Below are 21778 nucleotides of genomic sequence, written 5' to 3' on the forward strand. Positions count from 1 at the left end.
TCGGCTTTCGGGCCGATTTTTATTTTTTAGTAGTATGCTCGTGTTCTTTGTGATCGCAAATTATTTCTCCTGACAGGTAACCTATCCCGTTACAAGTTTTGCAATCGCTCACTTCTTTCAAAGTTCCATTACAGGTTGGGCAATCTAGCCGGCCTTTTCCTCCGCAGCGATCACACTCGAAATATTCCACGATGTTGAAAATATTCCGCTTGGTTATTAGGCCTTTTCCGGCACATCGGCTACATCCAACTACACCTATACCCCGACAATAGCTACAGTCCTGTTGGATTTGTTTTGATCCAGAGCAAGTTGGGCAGGTTTCCCATCTGTAGCCCTTTTTGTCGCATAATTGACAAACTTTTATCTCCGCTAAAGGGGTCTTGAGATCTTGCTGTAGTTTTTTTGCTAAATCGTAATTAGCCCCATTAAATCCATTTAAGTCAAAGTATTTATTGAGGAAATTGGAACTGTTGTCATATTGGCCCAACTCGAAAAGCGTCAAAGCAAAATAATAGGGCATTTCGCTTGGAAGAGGAAGACCTGAATCAATAAGATTTCTGAAAATTTGATTGGCGGTTTGGTAATCGTTTCGCTCCATAGCGGCCAATGCTCCTTTCATCCATTGGTCAGTTTGGCCTAGATTAGGAATTCCCTGGGCTTGGCTTCTGAAGGAAAAAGCGAGTAAAAGGGATACTATTATTAAAAGGACTGATTTTTTCAAGGTGAAGATATGCTACAAGTAATTCTGGAAAATTAAGTAGTAAAATGAATACACAAAGTTAATGTTTCCAAAAGAGGATTTTTTATTTATTTGATGAATAAGATTTAAGCTAAAAAAAATTGTCTTTATTTAATATCATCCTAAATTTATATGTCTCTAAATGACATTTTATTCATTTTAAACTATTCAAATTATGGGAAAAGCAATTGATGCTATTGAAGGAATTGGACCTGTTTACAAAGCCAAGCTTGCTGAAGCAGGAGTTAAAACTGTAGAAGGACTTTTGGAAAAGGGTGCTACAAAATCAGGTAGACAAAAACTAGCTGAGGCTACAGGATTGGATGCTAGTCAAATCTTGAAGTGGGTTAACATGGCTGATCTTTTCAGAATCAACGGAATTGCAAGCCAGTTTGCCGAGCTTTTAAAAGCAGCCGGAGTTGATACGGTAAAGGAACTTCGAAATAGAAATGCGGAAAATCTTCATGCAGCCTTAGTAAAGACCCAAGAGGAAAAGGGTTTGACACGGGTTGTTCCGAATGCAGAAAAAGTTGCTGATTTTATTGCTCAAGCGAAAGCTTTGGAACCAGTAGTTACTTATTAACAATTGACAAATTCTCTTAAAAGAACCTTTTTGCCTCCGGCATCAAGGTTTTTTTTATAGTTTCATTTTTCAAATCACAAATCCATGAATCGAAAAGATCAATTCATTCAAACACTGAACGAAGGTCAAACTTACAAAAAGGACTTCATCATTTTAGGAACGGGTATTCTAGACGGTGAAGCTATTACCGAAGCAAATGTTAAAGTCCCTTTGAAAACTATGAACCGTCATGGTTTGATTGCCGGAGCCACAGGAACAGGAAAGACCAAGACTTTACAAGTAATTGCAGAACAACTGTCCTTGAAAGGGGTTCCTTCAGTTTTGATGGATTTAAAAGGTGATTTATCAGGATTGGCCCAGCCTGGCGAAGTCAAGGATTTTATTATCAGTCGTTCTGAAAAAATCGGTGTGGATTATGAGCCGATGGGATTGCCTGTGGAATTGATGTCTATTTCAGATGAAAAGGGAGTTCGACTCAAGGCAACCGTTTCAGAATTTGGGCCGGTGTTGATTTCTCAGATTTTGGATTTGAACGATACCCAACGAGGGGTTATTGCACTTATTTTTCAATACTGTGATACCCATCATCTTCCTTTATTGGATTTGAAAGATCTTAAGCGTGTCCTCCAATTCATCAATAATGAAGGAAAAGAGCAAATCAAGAATGAATTTGGTCAGGTATCCGCTGCTTCAGTAAATACCATCATGCGTAAAATTATCGAATTGGAGCAGCAAGGAGCAGCTAAGTTTTTTGGAGAGCGGTCTTTTGAGGTAGATGACTTCGTCAGAACCGAAGATGGCAAAGGCGTAATTTCCATTATTCGCCTGACTGATATTCAAAGTAAACCAAAATTGTTCTCAACCTTCATGTTGAGCTTGCTTTCAGAGATTTATGAGACCTTTCCAGAGCAGGGAGATGCTGATAAGCCAAAGCTTTGTTTATTCATCGATGAAGCACATTTGGTATTTTCAAATGCTTCCAAAGACTTATTGGAAAAAATTGAAGCTATCATCAAATTAATTCGGTCTAAGGGAGTTGGTGTTTATTTCTGTACCCAAACACCAACTGATGTTCCTGATTCTGTATTGGGACAATTGGGGTTGAAAGTTCAACATGCGCTTCGTGCATTTACGGCAAAAGATCGAAAAGCAATTACCAAAACAGCCGAAAACTATCCGCTTTCCCCATTTTATGAAACTTCCGAAGTATTGACTTCGATGGGAATTGGAGAGGCTTTGATAACTGCGTTAAATGAAAAAGGTATTCCTACTCCGCTTGCCCATACATTAGTTCGAGCGCCTATCACACGAATGGATATTCTTTCGCCATCAGAAATTGATGAGGTCATTTCTAATTCAAGCTTGATTGCCAAGTACAATGTGAATTTGGATAGGGAGTCAGCTTTTGAGATCCTCAATCAAAAAATGGAAAAGGTAGAGAAAGAGCAAGAAAAAGCCACCCTTCCAGGTCCTAAACCTCGAACCGCTACTCGAACATCCAATGATGAATCTTTGCTTGAAGAACTAAGTAAAAACACCATGGTACGTCAAATTGGAAGAACGATTTTTAGAGAATTAACAAGAGGTATTTTAGGCTCCTTCAGCAGAAAACGTTGATATTTCAAAAAATTAACTGAAAGCGGTGAAAATTGGAGTAATTGGAGGAGGTGCGGCTGGCTTTTTTGCAGCAATTCATGCAGCAGGTCCTGGTCGGGAAGTTCACATTTATGAAAAGTCCTCGAAGCTTCTTTCTAAAGTCCGGATTTCTGGAGGGGGGCGGTGTAATGTTACCCATCGACCGATGGAAATCAGCAAACTTGTAAAGTTTTATCCAAGAGGAGAAAAATTTCTAAAACGGGTTTTTCGGCATTTTTCTATACCTGATACCATAAATTGGTTTCAAAGTAGGGGAGTTGCTTTGAAAGAAGAGGCAGACGGGAGAGTTTTTCCACAGTCTGATTCCAGTGAATCCATCATTCAAGCTTTAACCAAAGAAGCAAATCGACTTGGAGTTCAATTACATTTGAATTTTCCTATTCATTCAATTAGCCCAAGTGAAAAAGGCCTCAAAATTATTTCTGGAAAGTCGGAGGTTTTGCTCGACCGATTGATTATTGCTGCCGGTGGTAGCCCTAAAATGGATGGCTATCAGTTTTTATCTAACCTAAAGCATACCATTGTCCCACCGATTCCATCACTATTTACCTTTAATACGCCTCAGGAATCGATTAGAGAGTTGATGGGAATTAGTGTTTCAAATGCACATGTAAGACTGGAAGGGACAAAGCTTTCTTATCATGGCCCGGTTTTAATTACTCATTGGGGAGTAAGTGGGCCGGCGGTTTTGAAGCTGTCGGCTTTTGGAGCCAAATGGCTTTATGATCATTCCTACAAAGCACAAGCTGTAATCAATTGGAATGCTGATTTAAAGGAGCAAGACTGGGATCAAAGTGTTCGAAACTACAAGTCATTGCATGGGGGGAGAAAGGTAAAAAATTACCCCCTTCATGATCTTCCCACGAGATTATGGGAATTCTTGGTTCAAAATGCAGGCATTGAAGCGAATGATACCTATGGAAATCTTTCGAAAAAGCAGATAAATAGACTGGTTCAAAATCTTTTTTGCTATATTTTGAAAGTCGAAGGAAAGACTACTTTCAAAGAAGAATTTGTAACAGCTGGAGGTATAGATCTTCAGGAGGTTAATCCAGAAACTATGGAAAGTATTTTTCACCCAAAAATATTCTTCGCAGGGGAAGTTCTCAATGTGGACGGAATTACGGGTGGTTTCAACTTTCAAGCTGCATGGTCAACAGGTTATCTTGCCGGAAAATCTACCCATTTATAGAAATTTTATGAGCCTGATTTATCCTGAATTGAACTTTCGGATAGAAGAAATGTCCGATGGAGATGAGGAGTTTAAAAAGGAATTGACACAAGCCATTTTTGCAGGCTTGATGGAATTAAAGCAGTTATATTCCGCAGGGATGATTCAAAGAGATTTGGAAATAATCCAACAAATCCGTCATAAAGTCAAACCCACTTTGGGAATGTTTGAATTTGAGGACTTGGCCAATTCTCTTCAGAATGGAAAAGAAATTTTGGAATCTACCGGTTTTGGTCCTGAATTTCAGGATCATTACGAAAGGTTTATTAAACAAGTAGATCGGGCTATTGATGAGGTCAAAAGACTGGTAGATCAAATTTGAATTTTATTCAAAAAAAAGGAGCTGACACCTGTCGCTCCAATTTTTTTTAAATACCCTATGTTTTAAACTTTAATACAAAGGTAGTTTCAGCATGTGTTGTAAATTTGAAGCCAAAATGATCATTCGGTGATCTTTTTGGAAAGCTATGCATGATTTCCCCTCCACATATCCTGGCCCGCCATTTTATTTGTTTAACGGTCATCTGGAAACCATTATTCCTAGCCTTTATCGTAAGATCGAGGGGATAACCTACACCAGAGAAAAGATTTCAACGCCAGATGGAGATTTTTTGAATTTGGATTGGTCAAAGGCAGGAAGCGATCGGCTGCTGATTGTATCTCATGGTTTAGAGGGGGATTCTGAACGACATTATGTTCGCGGCTTAGCAAAGTTATTTAATCAGCATCAAGTGGATGTGCTCGGTTGGAATAACAGAACTTGTGGGGGTGAAATGAATCTTCAACCGATTTTGTATCATCATGGGTCGAGTTATGATTTAGAAACTACCATTAATCACGTTTTAGGCTTGGGGAAATATCAGGAGATATTTTTAGCAGGCATCAGTATGGGAGGTGCGCAAACCTTAAATTATTTAGGGCAAAAAGGAGAAGAATTACCGAAAGAAATCAAAAAAGCGGCTGTTTATTCTACTCCTTGCAACTTGCCCTCCAGTGCTGCCACGCTCAAACAGAAAAGAAATAGTTTTTATAAAAATCGCTTTTTGGGAAAATTGAAAAACAAAATGCACCTAAAAGCTGAGCAATTTCCTGATTTGATTGATTTGGAATTGCTGGAAAGGGTCAATGACTTCGATACCTTTGATACCCATTTTACCGCCAAAATTCATGGCTTTAAGGATGCCCAGGATTTTTATCAAAGCGTAAGCCCTGATCAACGAATGGAGAACATAAACATTCCTACCTTGATAGTCAATGCTTTAAATGATCCGCTTTTAGGGCCGGAATGCTATCCTATCGAATTGGTGGGAAGGAAAAAAGAATTGACTTTGGAAATGCCGAAAAGAGGGGGGCATACGGGCTTTATGTGGAAAGGGCAGGAATTTACCTGGGTAGAACATCGCCTTTTGAAATTTATCCTTTAGGCTTCTTCCATTCATTTTTTAAATTGGGGAAATAAATACTTCCCTTATGAGAAAATTATTTTTCTTTTCCATTCTTTTTCTTTTTGCATTTACCCTTTTTCTAATGTGGTTATATTCCTTTCGAGAGTTCCGTTTGGGATATCTAGTGCTTGGAGTATTGGGTTTATTGACTGCGCTGGGAATTTATGATTCCTTCCAAAAGAAACATGCAATTCTTAAGAACTTCCCAGTTGTGGGACATTTTCGATATATTTTAGAATCGATCAGTCCAGAAATACAGCAATATTTTATTGAAAGCAATACGGATGGAAAACCATTCAGCAGAAATATTCGGTCTTTGGCTTATCGGAGAGCAAAAAGCGTAAACGATACTCATCCTTTCGGTACTCAGAGTGATATTGGTGGGGAAGATTATGTTGCGTTAAGACATTCTATTTATGCTGTTCACCTCAAACCGGAGGATCTTCGAGTGACAATTGGTTCGGATTTTTGTAAACAACCTTATTCGGCTTCCATTTTTAATATTTCAGCCATGAGTTTTGGCTCTCTTTCCTCAAATGCAATTAAAGCTTTGAATTTGGGAGCGAAAAAAGGAAAGTTCTATCATAACACCGGTGAAGGAGGGATTTCTCCCTATCATCTCGAAGGAGGGGATTTATGTTGGCAGATTGGGACGGGCTATTTCGGTTGTCGGGATGATAAAGGAAACTTTGACCCTGATAAATTCCAGGAAAAAGCCAATTGGGATCAAGTAAAAATGATTGAAATTAAGATTTCCCAAGGAGCAAAACCCGGGCATGGAGGAGTTTTGCCAGGGGTTAAAAATACCCCAGAAATAGCTGCAATTAGAGGATTAAAAGCAGGAGAAACTGTTTTATCTCCACCTTCCCATTCGAAGTTTTCAAATCCAAAAGAATTGATTCAATTCCTAGCAAAGTTGAGAGACCTTTCTGGAGGTAAGCCTGTAGGTTTTAAACTTTGTATTGGTAGAACCGAAGAGTTTATTGAGATCTGTAAGGAAATGATAGCTCAAAATAATTGGCCTGATTTCATCACGGTCGATGGGGCAGAAGGTGGGACAGGAGCTGCTCCTTTAGAATTCTCAGACAGTGTAGGATTGCCTTTAGAACCTGCCCTCATTTTTGTCCGTGCAACTTTGGATAAATTTAACCTTCGAGATAAAATTAGAATTATTGCTTCTGGAAAAATAATTAGTGCTTTTTCTATCATTAAAAACATTGCCTTGGGTGCAGACCTTTGTAATTCAGCTCGTGGTTTTATGTTTAGCATAGGCTGTATCCAAGCCCTCCGCTGCAATACCAATGAATGCCCAACTGGAGTAGCAACTCAGCGTAAAGGACTAGTTAAAGGTTTGGTAGTCAGTGATAAATCTGAACGGGTTTTTAACTTCCACTCCAATACCGTTAAAGCTGTCAGCGAATTATTGGGGGCAGCAGGACATAGGCATACGGGCGAATTGAGTGTGCATGATCTTGTAAAAGGCGATGAAATGATCAAGCTCGCCAATCGCTATTTCCCGGATACGGTAAATACCCAAGTTTAATTAAAGCGCTTCAAAGCCATTTCTGCCACAGTTCCTCCAATCGAAAGCGAACTAGTAGCAGCAGGAGAAGGTGCATTGAGGACATTTATTGCAAATTGGGATTCTCGAATTGCGAAATCATCTAATAACCCTCCGCTTCGATCACAAGCTTGGGCTCGTACGCCGGCACCTCCATCGACTAGATCAGATTCTTGGATTTCGGGAATTAATTCTTGTAGAGCTTTGGTGAATGCCGCTTTTGAAAAAGATCGGTAAAGTTCGCCGAAGCCAGTTTTCCAGTATTTTGCTGCTACTTTTTGGAAACCTGGCCAAGCTAAAGTCTCGGCTAGCTCAGAAATGTTTATCTGTGATTTTTTATATCCCTCTCTTCGGAAAGCCAAAACAGCATTAGGACCTGCTTCAACGCCTCCTTTTTTCATTCGAGTAAAATGAACACCCAAGAATGGGAAATTAGGATCAGGAACAGGATAAATCAGGTTTTTGACTAGATATTCTTTGTCTTTTTTCAGCTTGTAATATTCCCCGCGAAAAGGAATGATTTTGACATCCTCAATGGTAGAATCCGTTAATCGTGCCACCTTATCGGAGTAAAGACCAGCACAGTTGATTACCAATTTTGCTTCGAAAGTCTTTTTTGAAGTTTCAATGTAGTTAATAGATTCTTTATGATTGATTTCTAGAACCTTATGATTCAAAAATATTTCTCCTCCTTGCTGAATTATCTTTCTTCCATAAGCCAATGCAACCTGATGGTAATCAACAATACCTGTTTGTGGAACATGAATCGCGGCTACGCCATGACAATGAGGTTCATATTCTTTTAACTCCTCCAAAGTGATTGCCCGCGTTCCTGTCAAGCCATTTTCCAAGCCTCTTTTCAGTAAGTTTTCAAGAAGAGGTTTTTGCTCTTCACGCGTAGCCACTACAACTTTCCCTGTGATTTCGTAAGGGATTTTTTCTGTTTCGCAGAATTCAACCAATTCATGATAGCCTCGAATGCAATTGGTGGCTTTCAAAGAACCGGGCTTATAATACAAACCTGAGTGAATCACTCCCGAATTGTTTCCGGTTTGATGCTTAGCCAATTGATCTTCTTTTTCGATAACAGCTATCTTCAAGTCTGGCCTGTTTTTCAGGATTTTCATGCCTGTTGCCAATCCAACGATTCCACCTCCAATTATTGCAATATCGTATACCATGAATTCGAATTTTGATGGCCAAATATACAAGCGAGAGAGGAAACTTTTCTTTTTCAGACTTTCATTCGATTCGGGGATTTAGGAAATATTCACAGAGAGTATCCGTCATTTCCGAGTAGAATGAATTTATTTTGCTGCCTTAGAGTTTCTAGGGAAATTTTATTCATGAAAAGACCAGTCTTTTTTCTTCTTTTCTTTTTTATATCCATATCCACCTTTGCTCAATATAGAATCAAGGGTAAAGTCACTGACGCGGAAACCGGAGATCCCATTCCATTTGCAGCGGTATATGCCCCTGGTGCTAGGGTGGGGATGAACACTGATTTTGAAGGTGGGTATGAGTTAAATCTTAAAACTTGGACTGATAGTATTCGAGTAAGTTATTTGGGCTATGTGACGCAGACAAAAGCCATTCAAGAACTCCCTGAACAAACAATCAATTTTCAGCTTCGACCTTCAGATTTTGAATTAGAAGCATTTGTTTTTGAAGCAGGAGAAAACCCTGCCTTTGAAATTATTCGGCAGGCAGTGGCAAGAAGGAAAGATTTTGATAAAAGAAGCCTGGAAGCCTACGAAACAAAGAATTATACCAAGATCGAAATTGATATTGATCACCTATCAGAGGAATTCAGGCAAAGAAAAACCGTCCAAAAAGTTACTTCTGTTTTGGATAGTATCCGTCAGTTGACAAATGATGAAGGAGAGAAAATTTTACCAGTATTTTTCTCTGAAACCTTGAGTCACTTTTACTTCCGAAATAACCCGCTTCTTAAGAAAGAAATTGTGGAAAAATCCAAAGTAACGGGGGTAGGAATAACCGATGGATCGACCACATCTCAAATTACTGGTTCAGCCTTTCAGGAATATAATTTTTATAAAAATTGGCTTACAATTCTGGAAAAGGACTTTGTTTCTCCTATAGCAGACGGTTGGAAAACCTTTTATGATTATGACTTGATGGATTCGGTATTGGTGGGGCAAGACTCCTGCTATCAGCTACAGGTCTATCCAAGAAGAGAGCAGGATTTGGCTTTTTCAGGGACGATTTGGATCAAAAAGGAAGATTATTCGCTGAAGCAGGTTGATTTGACTATTCCCAAGACTGCTAACCTGAACTTTATCGAACGAATCAAAATCCAACAGGAATTGGAACCTACGATAATGGGGCCTTTAATTCCTGCAAAAACCCGTGTCCAAATCAAAATTGGGCAAGTGACGCCAAATACAGCTGGTTTATTGGCGAAATTTTATACGGCAACAGATAGTGTGTTTATTACCGACCCTAAACCCACTTCTTTTTTTAACAACTCAGTGGAGCTTAAACCAGATTTTGGAGATGCAACCGAGGAGTTTTGGGCAGAAAATAGGATAGATCAACTTTCTTCTGAAGAATTAGCTGTTCTTCAAATGGTGGACACATTGAAGAAAATTCCTGTGATTCGTTTTTATTCTGAAGGATTAAAGTTTTTTGCTACAGGGTTTCTTCCTGTAGGAAAAATCGATTTGGGACCATGGACTGAATTTGGGAACTATAATAATGTAGAAGGGCTTAGAGGAGGGTTTGGGCTTCGAACCAATTATAAGTTTAGCAACAAATGGGCATTTCAAGGTTATTTAGCTTATGGTTTTAAAGACCAGCGTTTTAAATATTCTGTTTCGGGAAAAAATATTCTAGATCGTAAGCGCTGGACTACAATTGAACTAAGTTCAAGCAAGGAAATTGATCAAGTAGGTTTGGAAATGGAATCGCTGGAAGGGAATTCTGTTTTCTTGGCAGCTAGCCGTTTTGGAACTTTACGAAGGCCATTTATCAGTACCAATCAACAGCTGAAGTTTCAGCGGGAATTCTTCAAAGGCTTTTTGTTTCAAGCTGGTATTAAGCTTTCTCAATTTGATCCACTTTATGACTTTTACTATTTGGAAAAAGGCACTGGAGATTACAAAAGTGATTTCCAAACGACTGAACTGAGAGCAAGCCTTAGATATGGTAGGGATGAAATAATCCTGATAAATGATAATGAGCGTGCTTCTTTTGGTCCATCTAAATGGCCCATTTTCGAGTTGAAATTTGCAAGAGGGATTCAATGGTTAAATGGGGAAGTAGATTATCGCAAATTGGACTTCTACATTTATCAGCGAGTGAATATGGGCTTGTTTGGGGTATCGAGATATGAACTGGATGCGGGAAAAGTCTTTGGTGAAGTCCCATATCCAATTTTGAAAAACCATCTTGGAAACGGGACGGCTTTCTACACTACGGCTGCTTTCAATACCATGAATTTTAATGAGTTTGCCTCAGATCAATTTATCAGCTTACGTTACCGGCATTTTTTTGAAGGATTTTTGTTGAATCGAATTCCTTTGATGCGGAAGTTGAAATGGCGAGCTGTGGCTAATGCAAATATCCTTTTCGGTTCGGTAAGTGATAAAAATATCACAAATGCTCCGACATTTGATCCGCAAGGAAATCCGATTGAAACTTTTGGAAGATTAGATCCAACAAAGCCTTATTTGGAATTGGGTTATGGAATAGAAAATATCTTTAAGTTTTTCCGAGTAGACTTTTTCCATCGTATGACCTATTTGGATAGTCCCGATGCAAATGGCTTTGCTGTCAAGGTCAGTGCACAGATTATTCTATAAAAGAAACGGGATTGGTGGGTGGATAATTTTTCCTTTGCCTACACTCTTTGCATATTTGCACCTTCAACTAATGCCTGTTTGTAAAGGCCTAAAAAATTTATGTCAAAATCAATTGCAATTACACTTCCTGACGGATCAGTTAGGGACTATGAAAAAGGAATTACCGGACTGCAAATTGCTGCCAGTATCAGCGAGGGTTTGGCCCGGAATGTTCTCGCCGCCAAAGTAAACGGAGAGGTTTGGGATGCTACCCGGCCTATTAATTCTGATGCAAGCGTACAATTATTGACCTGGAATGATGGAGAGGGAAAAAATACTTTCTGGCATTCCTCTGCTCACTTAATGGCAGAAGCATTGGAAGCACTCTATCCTGGAATCAAATTTGGCATCGGACCTCCAATCGAAACCGGGTTTTATTACGATGTGGATTTTGGCGACCACAAATTGGAAGGAGAAGAGCTGGAGAAAATCGAGCAGAAAATGCTTGAGTTGGCCAGAGAGAAAAACGAATATATCCGAAAGGAAATTTCCAAAAAGGACGCAATCAATTACTTCCAGGATAAAGGCGATGAATACAAGCTAGACTTGTTGGAAGGTTTGGAAGATGGAAGCATTACCTTCTATGAGCAAGGTAATTTTGTGGACCTTTGCCGAGGACCTCATATTCCAAATACAGGTTTTATTAAAGCTGTTAAGCTTACCAATATTGCCGGAGCTTATTGGCGAGGTGATGAGAAGCGTAAAATGCTGACACGTATTTATGGTGTGACTTTTCCTAAAGCGAAAGAATTGCAGGAATACCTCACGATGCTTGAGGAGGCAAAAAAGCGGGATCACCGAAAAATTGGTCGGGAATTAGAGCTTTTTACATTCTCTGAAAAAGTGGGAATGGGATTACCGCTTTGGCTTCCAAAAGGAACCTTGTTGCGTGAGCGATTGGTGGCTTTTATGAAAAAGGCACAGGATAAATCAGGTTACCAGCAAGTAACTACTCCTCATATCGGTCATAAAGTTCTTTATGAGACTTCCGGCCACTACGAGAAATACGGTAAGGATTCTTTTCAGCCAATTGCCACTCCAAATGAAGGAGAGGAATTTTTGCTGAAGCCGATGAACTGTCCCCACCACTGTGAAATCTACAAGCATAAGCCAAGATCTTACAAGGATCTACCAATTCGCTATGCAGAATTTGGGACTGTGTATCGCTATGAGCAGAGTGGGGAATTGCATGGATTAACCCGCGTAAGAGGATTTACTCAAGACGATGCGCATATTTTTTGCCGTCCAGACCAGGTAAAGGATGAATTTATCAAGGTAATTGATTTGGTGCTTTATGTTTTCAAAGCTTTAGGCTTCGAAGATTACACTGCTCAGATTTCTTTGAGAGATCCAGAAAAACCGGAAAAGTATATTGGATCTACCGAAGCTTGGGAAAAAGCAGAAGCTGCAATTATTGAAGCAGCAGCCGAAAGAGGTCTTGAAACGGTGACTGAATTAGGGGAAGCGGCTTTCTATGGCCCTAAATTGGACTTCATGGTTAAAGATGCTTTGGGAAGAAAATGGCAGTTGGGAACTATCCAAGTTGATTACCAGTTACCGGATCGCTTTGAACTGGAATATATCGGGGCTGACAATCAGAAACACCGACCTGTGATGATTCACAGAGCACCTTTTGGTTCATTGGAGCGATTTGTTGCGGTATTGATTGAGCATTGTGCAGGAAATTTCCCATTGTGGCTTGCACCTGAGCAATTGGTGATTTTGCCTATTTCCGAAAAATACCTTGACTACGCAGCTGAGGTTAAAGATCTTTTGGAAGAAGCAGGAATCACAGGAAGCATCGATAATCGAGATGAAAAGATCGGTCGAAAGATTCGTGATGCAGAAGTGAAAAAGGTGCCTTTCATGCTAATTGTGGGAGAAAAAGAAGCCCAGGATCGAATGGTTTCTGTAAGAAAACATGGAGAAGGTGACCTTGGAAGTCATTCGCCGGAAGGATTTATAAAGTATTTTCAAGGGATTATTTCAGAATCATTGAGTAAAGAATAAGTTGGTAAAATTTTATTCTGATTTCAGTAATTAGAAATTATTCCGATATTTGCAGTCGATTTCATTAAAACAACCAAAATAATTTGAGAAATAAACAACCAAACAGAGGTCGAAGAGAAGAACCATATAAGGTAAACGACAAAATACGAGCTAGGCAAGTTCGGGTAGTAGGAGAGTATGTAGAAGGTGGCAACGCCTTGATGCCTCTGGATAAAGCCCTTAAACTAGCGGAGGAAAACGATCTGGATTTGGTGGAAATTTCTCCCAATGTGGATCCTCCTGTTTGTAAGATTTTGGATTATGCCAAATTCAAGTACGAGCAGAAGAAGAAGCAAAAGGAAATTAAGGCTAATGCAGCCAAGGTCGTTTTAAAAGAAATACGCTTTGGACCTAATACTGATGACCATGATTTCAATTTTAAATTGAAGCATGCCATCAACTTCCTGAAGGAAGGTGCCAAAGTGAAAGCCTATGTGCATTTTGTGGGTAGAAGTATCGTTTTCAAAGAAAGAGGAGAGATGCTTCTATTGAAATTTGCACAGGCGCTCGAGGACTATGGTGTGGTAGAACAGCTTCCAAAATTGGAAGGTAAGCGGATGAATATCTTTATCGCACCAAAGCCATTTAAGAAGTAATTTCAACCAACTAAATACAGCTAAAATGCCTAAAGTAAAAACCAAATCTTCCGCGAAAAAGCGTTTCGCTTTGACCGGAACAGGAAAAATCAAAAGGAAGCACGCTTACAAAAGCCACATCCTGACTAAGAAAGCCACCAAAAGAAAGCGTAACCTTACCAAAACTGGTTTGGTACACGAGTCTGATGAGGGCAGAGTACGAGACATGTTGAGAATCTGATCAATCTGTCTAAAAAATTAAGGTTTATTTATTCACCAGACGCTTTGGTATTAAAGACTCTTCGGAGCACCTAGTGTCAAAAAACAAAAAGTTATGCCAAGATCAGTAAACGCAGTTGCATCTAGAGCAAGAAGAAAAAAAGTGCTAAAAGCCACAAGAGGTTACTTCGGAAGAGGTAAAAACGTGTGGACCGTAGCCAAAAACAAGTACGAAAAAGGACTTCAGTACGCCTACAGAGACAGAAAAGCTAAGAAAAGAGAATTCCGTTCTTTGTGGATTCAGCGTATTAATGCCGGTGCTAGAGAGCATGGTTTGTCCTATTCTCAATTCATGGGGTTGTTGAAAAAAGCCGATATCGAACTTAACCGAAAGGTTTTGGCTGATTTGGCAATGAATCACCCTGAGGCATTTAAAGCAGTTGTTGAAAGAGTGAAATAAGCGTCAATCGCTTATTTTACATGAAGCCTTCCTTCGGGAAGGCTTTTTTTGTTTCTAGGGTTAGCTTAAATGATGTTTTAGGATAGAAAAATTTTCTTTTGGAAAACTACTTGAATCATTTGGTGCACAGATGGGAATTGAACCCAAATGCCTTATTCAGGCCGTGTCCGCTGCGCCTATATGCCGAGGCGTAGGGCTTATGAATCCTTCCAATGGAGTTTTGTGAAATAAAAAAGGCTTCCGTTACCGAAAGCCTTTGTAGCGAGGACGGGAGTTGAACCCGTGACCTCAGGGTTATGAATCCTGCGCTCTAACCAACTGAGCTACCTCGCCAGAATATCTTAAGATTTTTTTGGTATTGATATTTCAAATTAATGCCTATATTAAAACACCAACGATCAATACTTCTTTTGACGCTGGAAACGTATTTTCCAACCCTGTAAACCTCCCTTCCGAATGGGAATGCAAATATGAGACCTTGTATTATTAAATGCAAGTTGGCGTTCTTTAAAAAAATGAAAATTTCACCCAGGTAATTTTAGAAATCATGGTTAAAAATAAGTTTGTCGCTGATTATCAAATCAATGCTTCGAAAAAAATTCTTTTTCATTATATCAGCACTGCAAGTGGTTTAGAAGAGTGGTTTGCCGATGAAGTCAAAATCAATGAGGATAAAGTCTATATTTTTGAATTTGACAATGAAGAACATTATGCTCGAATGGCTTCAATTCGGAATAATTCCCATGTAAAATTTGAGTTTTTTGATCCTAACAATCCCGATGAAGAAGATCATTCCTATATAGAATTCAAGTTGGAGGAAAATGAATTGACACAGACGCTTTTCCTAAAAGTCATTGACTATTCAGACGGATACGATGATGAAGAGCTCGAAGCGATTTGGGATGGGCTGATTGGAAAACTAAAAGAAATTATTGGTGGTTAATTGCTGAGGATTCACCAACTTTGATCCATGATTCTCGTAGCCTTCTTCAGAAGGTGAACTGAGTTTGTATGAAGAAGTTAGATAAACTTATTTTGGGCTCTTTTATAGGGCCATTTTTATTGACCTTCGTGGTAGTTGACTTTATTCTTTTGATAGTCAACATGCTGAAGTATTTCGATGAAATTTTTGGCAAAGGGCTAAGCTTTTGGATTTATGCCGAACTGATTGGCTACTTTGTGGTCAGTATTTCTCCTATGGCTTTGCCATTGGCGGTATTGCTTTCCAGTCTGATGACTTTTGGAAACTTGGGAGAGCATTTTGAGTTGACCGCCATAAAAAGCAGTGGGATTTCATTAGTTCGTGCCTTAAGACCAATCGGAATATTTACAGTCGTTCTTGTTTTTCTAGCTTATTTATCCAACAATTACCTTGTCCCAAGGGTAAACCTCAAAACCTTTAGTTTGCTGTATGATATCCGGATGAAATCTCCGGCATTGGATATTCGGGAGGGTATATTTTATGCTGGTATTCCAGGATATAGTATCAAGGTCAACAAAAAGATAGGAGACAATGATTTGAAGGATATCATAATTTATAATCACAATGATATCCTTGGAAATTTAGATGTTACCATTGCTGATTCCGGCAGAATGGAAAAGTTTTTTAATGAAAACTACATGAAGCTCACGCTTTATAATGGAATCAATTACAATGAATCCAGAGCGATGAGAGGTATTTCAGAAAAGCCTGTCGAGTTTCGAAGGACTACATTCGATGAGAATGTGATCATTTTTGATATGGATGAATTTCAGCTCAATCGTACCCCTGAAGATTTATGGTCTACCAATAGAGCAATCAAGAATATTTCTGAAATAAAGCTTGGTCTCGATTCGATCTACACGCTTGTTAATGATCAGCGATACCTGACATACCAAACTGCTGCTGGAATCTATCCATTTTATACAAAGAACAGAAAATTAGAGCCTGTTGAACAAATTCAGGAAAGAAAGGCTCAAGATGATTCTCTCCGTGCAGAAAAAGCCCGGATAGAAAGGGCAAAACAGGATTCTGTGCTGGAAGCAAAAAATTTATTGAAGAGGGATAGTACTGTTCTCCAAGTTGAAGCTCCAGAAACTCGTTTAATAGTTACTGATTCCACCAAGTCCCTTGATGTAAAAGCATCTGCTACGCTCTCCAAAAGTGATTCGATTTTCCAACTAAAACAGCTAAGCAGATCTAGGATTCAAGATTCAATCGCTGAAATAGATGAAGAGGAATTTGTAGATAATCCTGTTGAAGATGAGGTGGGGGAGCAAAGATTGGCTCCAAGCTTGACTCCATTATCCAAAGACGAAAGAGCCGCGATAGATTCTATCGTATTTAAAAGGGGCTATCGATCGAATGCTATCACGATGGCTTTAAACAATGCTCGAAACTTGAAGAATAATTTTAATCAGAAAAAAGTCCAAATTGAGGGCTTTGAAAGGGAATATCGTCGATTTGAAATTGCTTGGCATCAGAAGTATACACAGGCCTTTGCTTGTTTTGTTATGTTTTTGATCGGCGCTCCACTCGGAGCTATAATTAAAAAGGGTGGATTAGGAATGCCTGTACTGGTTTCTATCATCTTCTTCATTGTTTATTATATGCTTACCATTACTGGAGAAAAATGGGCAAAAGAGGGAGTAACCGACCCGATTATTGGCACTTGGTTCTCATGTTTCATGCTTTTGCCTTTCGGATTATTTTTCCTAAAGCAGGCTAGGAAAGATGCCAGATTGTTTGAACCCGATTTCTACATTGAATGGTGGAAGGGGATGAGAAAGCGGATTGCATCCCGAAAAGCAAAAACAACTTGATGTTTTATTTTCAAATTAATACCCTTACCTTTGTAGCTGTTTTAATTAATTTAGCTAAACATGTATTTAACATCAGAGAAAAAACAAGAGTTGTTTAAAAATCATGGACGGTTAAAATCTGAAACTGATACTGGATCACCAGAATCTCAGATTGCCCTCTTTACGCATCGAATCAAGCACCTAACGGAGCACTTGAAGCAAAACAAGAAAGATCACTCTACAAGACTTGGTTTGTTGAAGTTGGTAGGTAAGCGAAGAAGCTTATTAGACTATCTCTACAAGAAAGACATCGAGCGATACAGAAGCATTATCGCCGAGCTAGGAATTCGAAAATAATCCTAAGTAAGGTTCTCCAAGTCGAGAACCTTACTTTTTTCTTTTTCAGCTGGACGCGTTTATTTTTAAAACAGAAGAAAAATCATTATCAATATTTATGTTACCAAACTTAATCACCAAAACCATCACCCTAGAGGATGGTAGAGAAATTATTATCGAAACAGGTGCACTTGCTAAACAAGCCGATGGTGCAGTTGTAGTGAAGTTGGGAAAGGCCATGCTCTTAGCTACAGTAGTATCCAAAAAAGAGGCTGGCGAAGGAGTTGACTTTTTACCCTTATCTGTAGACTATCAAGAAAAGTTCGCAGCATCTGGAAAAATTCCAGGTGGCTTTTTGAAGCGAGAAGGAAGATTGTCAGATTACGAAATTTTAATTAGCCGTTTGGTCGATCGTGCAATACGTCCGATTTTCCCGGATGATTATCATGCCGACACCCAAGTTAATATTACCCTTATTTCATCCGATGAAAACGTACTGCCAGATGCATTGGCAGGATTGGCAGCATCCGCTGCTTTGTCTGTTTCGGATATTCCTTTCAATGGTCCTATTTCTGAAGTAAGAGTAGCGAAAATTGATGGAGAACTGGTAATTAATCCATCACCTTTGGAATTGGAGAAAGCTACACTTGAATTTATTGTAGCTGGTTCTTTGGATTACATCTTGATGGTAGAAGGAGAAGCTTCTGAAATTTCCGAAGACGAAATGGTTGAAGCCCTTCAGTTTGCCCATGAGGAAATCATCCGTCATTGCCAGGCTCAAGTTGAATTGACCAAACTGGTAGGTAAAGAAGAAAAAAGAGAATACAGTCATGAAAAGTCTGACCCAGCTTTGTATGAAAAAATGCGGTCAGAGCTTTATGATAAATTATATGAAGCTGTAGGCAAGCAAATCGCCAACAAATCTGAACGTTCGGCCCTAGTACAAGCCATCAAGGAAGAATTTGTGGCTAACCTTGGAGAAGAGCATGAGTTCGAAGCAAGCCTAATTGGACCTTATTTCCACAAGATTCATAAAGAGGCAGCACGAAATCTAACTTTGAATGAGAAGAAGCGATTGGACGGCCGAAAACTAGACGAAATTCGTCCTATTTGGTCTGTAGTGGATTATCTTCCTTCCGCTCATGGATCGGCTGTATTCACAAGAGGTGAAACCCAATCTTTGACCACTTGTACCCTTGGTACCAAGATGGATGAAATGATGATTGATGGAGCTGTAATTTCTGGCTTTAATAAATTCTATTTGCATTACAATTTCCCTGGATTCTCAACAGGTGAGGTAAAACCAAACAGAGGTCCGGGTAGAAGAGAAGTAGGTCATGGTAATTTGGCTATGAGAGCTTTGAAAAAAGTTCTTCCGCCAGAAGAGGAAAACCCTTACACTATCCGGATTGTATCTGATATTCTTGAGTCCAATGGATCTTCCTCCATGGCTACTGTTTGTGCCGGCTCTTTGGCATTGATGGATGCTGGAATTCAGATTAAAGCTCCAGTTACAGGTATTGCAATGGGGATGATCTCTGATTCTTCAACTGGTAAATATTCCATTTTGAGTGATATTCTCGGAGATGAGGATCACCTGGGAGACATGGATTTCAAAGTAACCGGTACTGAAAAAGGAATCACTGCTTGTCAGATGGACTTGAAGGTAGAAGGCTTGGATTACAGTGTGTTGAAGGAAGCTTTGTATCAGGCAAAAGAGGGGAGACTTCACATTTTGCAAGAAATCTCCAAAACGTTGGCCGCTCCTAGACCTGATTTGAAACCTCATACTCCAAGATCTTTCACCATGATGATTCCTAAGGAATTGATAGGTGCAGTGATTGGACCAGGTGGAAAAGTAATTCAGGAAATTCAGAAAGATACTTCTACCACTATTGTGATCGAGGAAGTAGATAATCAAGGAAAGATCAACATCTTCTCCGCAAATCAAGATAACCTTAACAAGGCACTATCTCGTATCAAGGCCATTGTTGCACAACCTGAAATTGGGGAAGTGTATACCGGAAAAGTGAAAAATATTCAGCCATTTGGTGCATTTGTGGAATTTATGCCGGGTAAAGATGGTTTATTACATATCTCGGAGATTAAATGGGAGCGTCTTGAAAGCATGGATGGCGTTCTGGAGCCGGGAGAAGAAATCGTTGTGAAATTGATTGATATTGACAAAAAGACCGGGAAATTTAAGCTTTCACGAAAGGTTCTTTTGCCTAAGCCAGAAAAAACTGGTGCGAAAAATCAAGAGTAACCCCTGATTAATATTAATTTCATTATCTTAATTGAATTCAACCAATAATATTCTGAATGAGGCAGCTGAAGATTAGCAAGCAGATTACCAATCGAGAGAGTCAGTCTCTTGATAAGTATCTGCAGGAGATTGGTAAAGTCGATCTCTTGACAGCAGACGAAGAAGTAGTTCTTGCCAAGCGAATCCGTGAAGGTGATCAATTGGCTTTGGAGAAATTAACCAAAGCTAACTTGCGATTTGTGGTTTCGGTGGCTAAACAGTATCAAAATCAAGGACTTTCATTGGGAGATTTGATCAATGAAGGAAACTTGGGTTTGATTAAAGCTGCTCAGCGTTTCGATGAGACGAGGGGATTTAAATTTATTTCCTACGCTGTATGGTGGATTCGTCAGTCCATTTTGCAAGCCCTTGCAGAGCAATCTCGAATCGTTAGATTACCATTGAATAGGGTAGGTTCCCTCAATAAGATTTCCAAGACCTTTAGTGAATTGGAACAAAAATTTGAGCGTGAGCCATCTCCTGAAGAATTGGCAGAAGTTTTGGAAGTGACCGCTTCTGAGGTGGTTGATACCATGAAAATTTCCGGTCGTCATGTATCCATGGATGCACCTTTTGTTCAAGGTGAAGAAAATAGCCTTTTGGACGTGTTGGAAAACGATGGTGATGAAAAACCAGATGATGGTTTGATGACAGACTCCCTTCGTAAGGAAGTTCAAAGAGCTTTGTCAACGCTTACTCAAAGAGAAGCAGATGTAATTACCCTTTACTTTGGATTGAACGGAGAGCATGCCATGACTCTAGAAGAAATAGGAGAGAAGTTCAATTTGACTCGAGAGCGTGTGCGACAAATCAAGGAAAAAGCTATTCGAAGACTAAGGCATACTTCAAGGAGCAAGACTCTCAAACCGTATTTAGGTTAATAATTAGAAAGGGGTTTAGGCCCCTTTTTCTTTTTAAACTTTAATTTTCAAAAATGATATGAGTCACATTTGGGAATTTTAACAGTCCCTAATTTTGTTGGCTTAAAGGAAATGTGAAAATTTAACGTTCTTAATTTCATTTGAAGATGAATCAAGATTTAGAAAAAGTAAAAGTTCTGATTATTGGATCAGGACCAGCAGGTTATACAGCAGCTATTTATGCCTCCAGAGCCGGATTAAAGCCGGTTTTGTATACCGGCGGGCAGCCGGGAGGTCAATTGACAATCACTACGGATGTAGAAAACTATCCAGGATACCCTGAGGGAATTATGGGGCCTGAAATGATGGAGGATTTTCGAAAGCAAGCAGAGCGATTTGGTGCGCAGATTCGTTATGGAGTGGTAACAAAGGTTGACTTCAATCAAAAACCACATTTAATTACAGTAGATGATTCAGTGCAGTTATTAGCAGAGACTGTTATTATTTCTACCGGAGCATCAGCCAAGTGGCTTGGAATTGAAAGCGAAACCAGATTAAACGGAAGAGGAGTTTCTGCTTGCGCAGTTTGTGATGGTTTCTTTTTCCGAGGACAGGATGTTGCAATTGTAGGTGCTGGAGATACGGCTTGTGAAGAAGCCTCGTACTTATCTAACATTTGTAACAAGGTGTACATGCTTGTACGAAGAGATGAGATGCGAGCATCTCAGATTATGCAGAAAAGGGTCTTAAATAATCCGAAAATCGAAGTGCTTTGGAACACTGAGACTGAAGAAATCCTGGGCGATCAAGAAGTCAAAGGTGTACGCGTAGTCAATAATAAAACCCAAGAAAAACGAGATTTGGAAATTTCTGGCTTCTTTGTTGCTATTGGTCACCAGCCAAACACCGAGGTATTCAAAGACTTCATTCATATGGATGAAGCTGGATATATTAAAACCATTCCTGGAACTACCAAAACCAATGTAGAAGGTGTGTTTGCCTGTGGAGATGCTCAAGATAATGTGTATCGTCAGGCAGTCACAGCTGCAGGAACAGGCTGTATGGCCGCTCTGGATGCAGAGCGATATTTAGCTGAAATGGAAATTCATTAAATC

The 21778-nt window shown here is 39.5% G+C and carries 19 protein-coding genes and 1 tRNA gene; 17 read left to right on the forward strand and 3 right to left on the reverse strand.

Annotation, left to right across the window (positions count from 1 at the left end; genetic code table 11):
• Positions 1–19: 19 nt before the first annotated feature.
• Positions 20–619: a molecular chaperone DnaJ gene (locus tag E4S40_RS03025; RefSeq protein ID WP_237563113.1), complete on the reverse strand. Its 600-nt coding sequence runs from the start codon at positions 617–619 to the stop codon at positions 20–22.
• 295 nt (positions 620–914) lie between these two features.
• On the opposite strand from E4S40_RS03025, the gene E4S40_RS03030 reads away from it, so the two are divergent.
• From E4S40_RS03030 to E4S40_RS03055, 6 genes are all read left to right on the forward strand, one after another.
• Entirely contained in the window at positions 915–1322 is a 408-nt protein-coding gene (locus E4S40_RS03030) for a DUF4332 domain-containing protein (RefSeq protein WP_135070659.1), read from the forward strand.
• 84 nt (positions 1323–1406) lie between these two features.
• Entirely contained in the window at positions 1407–2939 is a 1533-nt protein-coding gene (locus E4S40_RS03035) for a helicase HerA-like domain-containing protein (RefSeq protein WP_135070662.1), read from the forward strand.
• 25 nt (positions 2940–2964) lie between these two features.
• Positions 2965–4170 carry a BaiN/RdsA family NAD(P)/FAD-dependent oxidoreductase gene (locus E4S40_RS03040; protein WP_135070667.1) on the forward strand — a complete coding sequence of 402 codons (1206 nt, stop codon included), beginning with the start codon at positions 2965–2967 and terminating at the stop codon, positions 4168–4170.
• Between the two features lie 7 nt (positions 4171–4177).
• Entirely contained in the window at positions 4178–4531 is a 354-nt protein-coding gene (locus E4S40_RS03045; RefSeq protein ID WP_135070670.1) for a hypothetical protein, read from the forward strand.
• Positions 4532–4676: 145 nt separating this feature from the next.
• A complete protein-coding gene (locus E4S40_RS03050) occupies positions 4677–5633 on the forward strand; it encodes a YheT family hydrolase (RefSeq protein ID WP_135070673.1) in 957 nt (318 codons plus the stop codon).
• 46 nt (positions 5634–5679) lie between these two features.
• Positions 5680–7197, forward strand: coding sequence for an FMN-binding glutamate synthase family protein (locus E4S40_RS03055; protein WP_135070676.1), 1518 nt, complete (start codon positions 5680–5682; stop codon positions 7195–7197).
• Here the strand turns inward: E4S40_RS03055 and lhgO are convergent.
• A complete protein-coding gene (gene lhgO, locus E4S40_RS03060; protein ID WP_135070679.1) occupies positions 7194–8396 on the reverse strand; it encodes an L-2-hydroxyglutarate oxidase in 1203 nt (400 codons plus the stop codon). The genes E4S40_RS03055 and lhgO overlap by 4 nt on opposite strands.
• 165 nt (positions 8397–8561) lie before the next feature.
• Here lhgO and E4S40_RS03065 point away from each other — a divergent pair, with 165 nt between their 5' ends.
• From E4S40_RS03065 to rplT, 5 genes are all read left to right on the forward strand, one after another.
• Positions 8562–11039, forward strand: a complete 2478-nt coding sequence (locus E4S40_RS03065) for a DUF5686 and carboxypeptidase-like regulatory domain-containing protein (protein WP_135070682.1) — start codon at positions 8562–8564, stop codon at positions 11037–11039.
• A gap of 99 nt (positions 11040–11138) precedes the next feature.
• Complete coding sequence (gene thrS, locus E4S40_RS03070) at positions 11139–13088, forward strand: threonine--tRNA ligase (RefSeq protein ID WP_135070685.1); 1950 nt, start codon at positions 11139–11141, stop codon at positions 13086–13088.
• A gap of 83 nt (positions 13089–13171) precedes the next feature.
• Positions 13172–13723 carry a translation initiation factor IF-3 gene (gene infC, locus E4S40_RS03075; RefSeq protein WP_135070688.1) on the forward strand — a complete coding sequence of 184 codons (552 nt, stop codon included), beginning with the start codon at positions 13172–13174 and terminating at the stop codon, positions 13721–13723.
• A gap of 25 nt (positions 13724–13748) precedes the next feature.
• Positions 13749–13943 carry a 50S ribosomal protein L35 gene (rpmI, locus tag E4S40_RS03080; RefSeq protein WP_024282492.1) on the forward strand — a complete coding sequence of 65 codons (195 nt, stop codon included), beginning with the start codon at positions 13749–13751 and terminating at the stop codon, positions 13941–13943.
• A gap of 93 nt (positions 13944–14036) precedes the next feature.
• Positions 14037–14381, forward strand: a complete 345-nt coding sequence (gene rplT, locus E4S40_RS03085) for a 50S ribosomal protein L20 (RefSeq protein WP_135070691.1) — start codon at positions 14037–14039, stop codon at positions 14379–14381.
• A 259-nt stretch (positions 14382–14640) separates the two neighbouring features.
• On the opposite strand, the gene E4S40_RS03090 is transcribed toward rplT, so the two are convergent.
• A tRNA-Met gene (locus tag E4S40_RS03090) sits at positions 14641–14714 on the reverse strand.
• 214 nt (positions 14715–14928) lie between these two features.
• Here E4S40_RS03090 and E4S40_RS03095 point away from each other — a divergent pair.
• The 6 genes from E4S40_RS03095 (at position 14929) to trxB (ending at position 21775) form a co-directional block, all read left to right on the forward strand.
• Positions 14929–15324, forward strand: coding sequence for an START-like domain-containing protein (locus E4S40_RS03095; RefSeq protein ID WP_135070694.1), 396 nt, complete (start codon positions 14929–14931; stop codon positions 15322–15324).
• Positions 15325–15392: 68 nt separating this feature from the next.
• Complete coding sequence (locus tag E4S40_RS03100; RefSeq protein ID WP_135070697.1) at positions 15393–17183, forward strand: LptF/LptG family permease; 1791 nt, start codon at positions 15393–15395, stop codon at positions 17181–17183.
• A 60-nt stretch (positions 17184–17243) separates the two neighbouring features.
• Positions 17244–17519, forward strand: coding sequence for a 30S ribosomal protein S15 (rpsO, locus tag E4S40_RS03105; RefSeq protein WP_135070700.1), 276 nt, complete (start codon positions 17244–17246; stop codon positions 17517–17519).
• 97 nt (positions 17520–17616) lie between these two features.
• The gene (pnp, locus tag E4S40_RS03110; RefSeq protein ID WP_135070703.1) at positions 17617–19764 is read left to right on the forward strand and encodes a polyribonucleotide nucleotidyltransferase; all 2148 of its coding nucleotides are present in this window, start codon (positions 17617–17619) and stop codon (positions 19762–19764) included.
• 56 nt (positions 19765–19820) lie between these two features.
• Entirely contained in the window at positions 19821–20684 is an 864-nt protein-coding gene (locus E4S40_RS03115) for a sigma-70 family RNA polymerase sigma factor (RefSeq protein ID WP_026951708.1), read from the forward strand.
• A 146-nt stretch (positions 20685–20830) separates the two neighbouring features.
• On the forward strand, positions 20831–21775 hold the full coding sequence (trxB, locus tag E4S40_RS03120) for a thioredoxin-disulfide reductase (RefSeq protein WP_135070707.1): 945 nt from the start codon (positions 20831–20833) through the stop codon (positions 21773–21775).
• Positions 21776–21778: the final 3 nt, after the last annotated feature.

The organism is Algoriphagus kandeliae, assembly GCF_004571135.1.
GTDB lineage: Bacteria > Bacteroidota > Bacteroidia > Cytophagales > Cyclobacteriaceae > Algoriphagus > Algoriphagus kandeliae.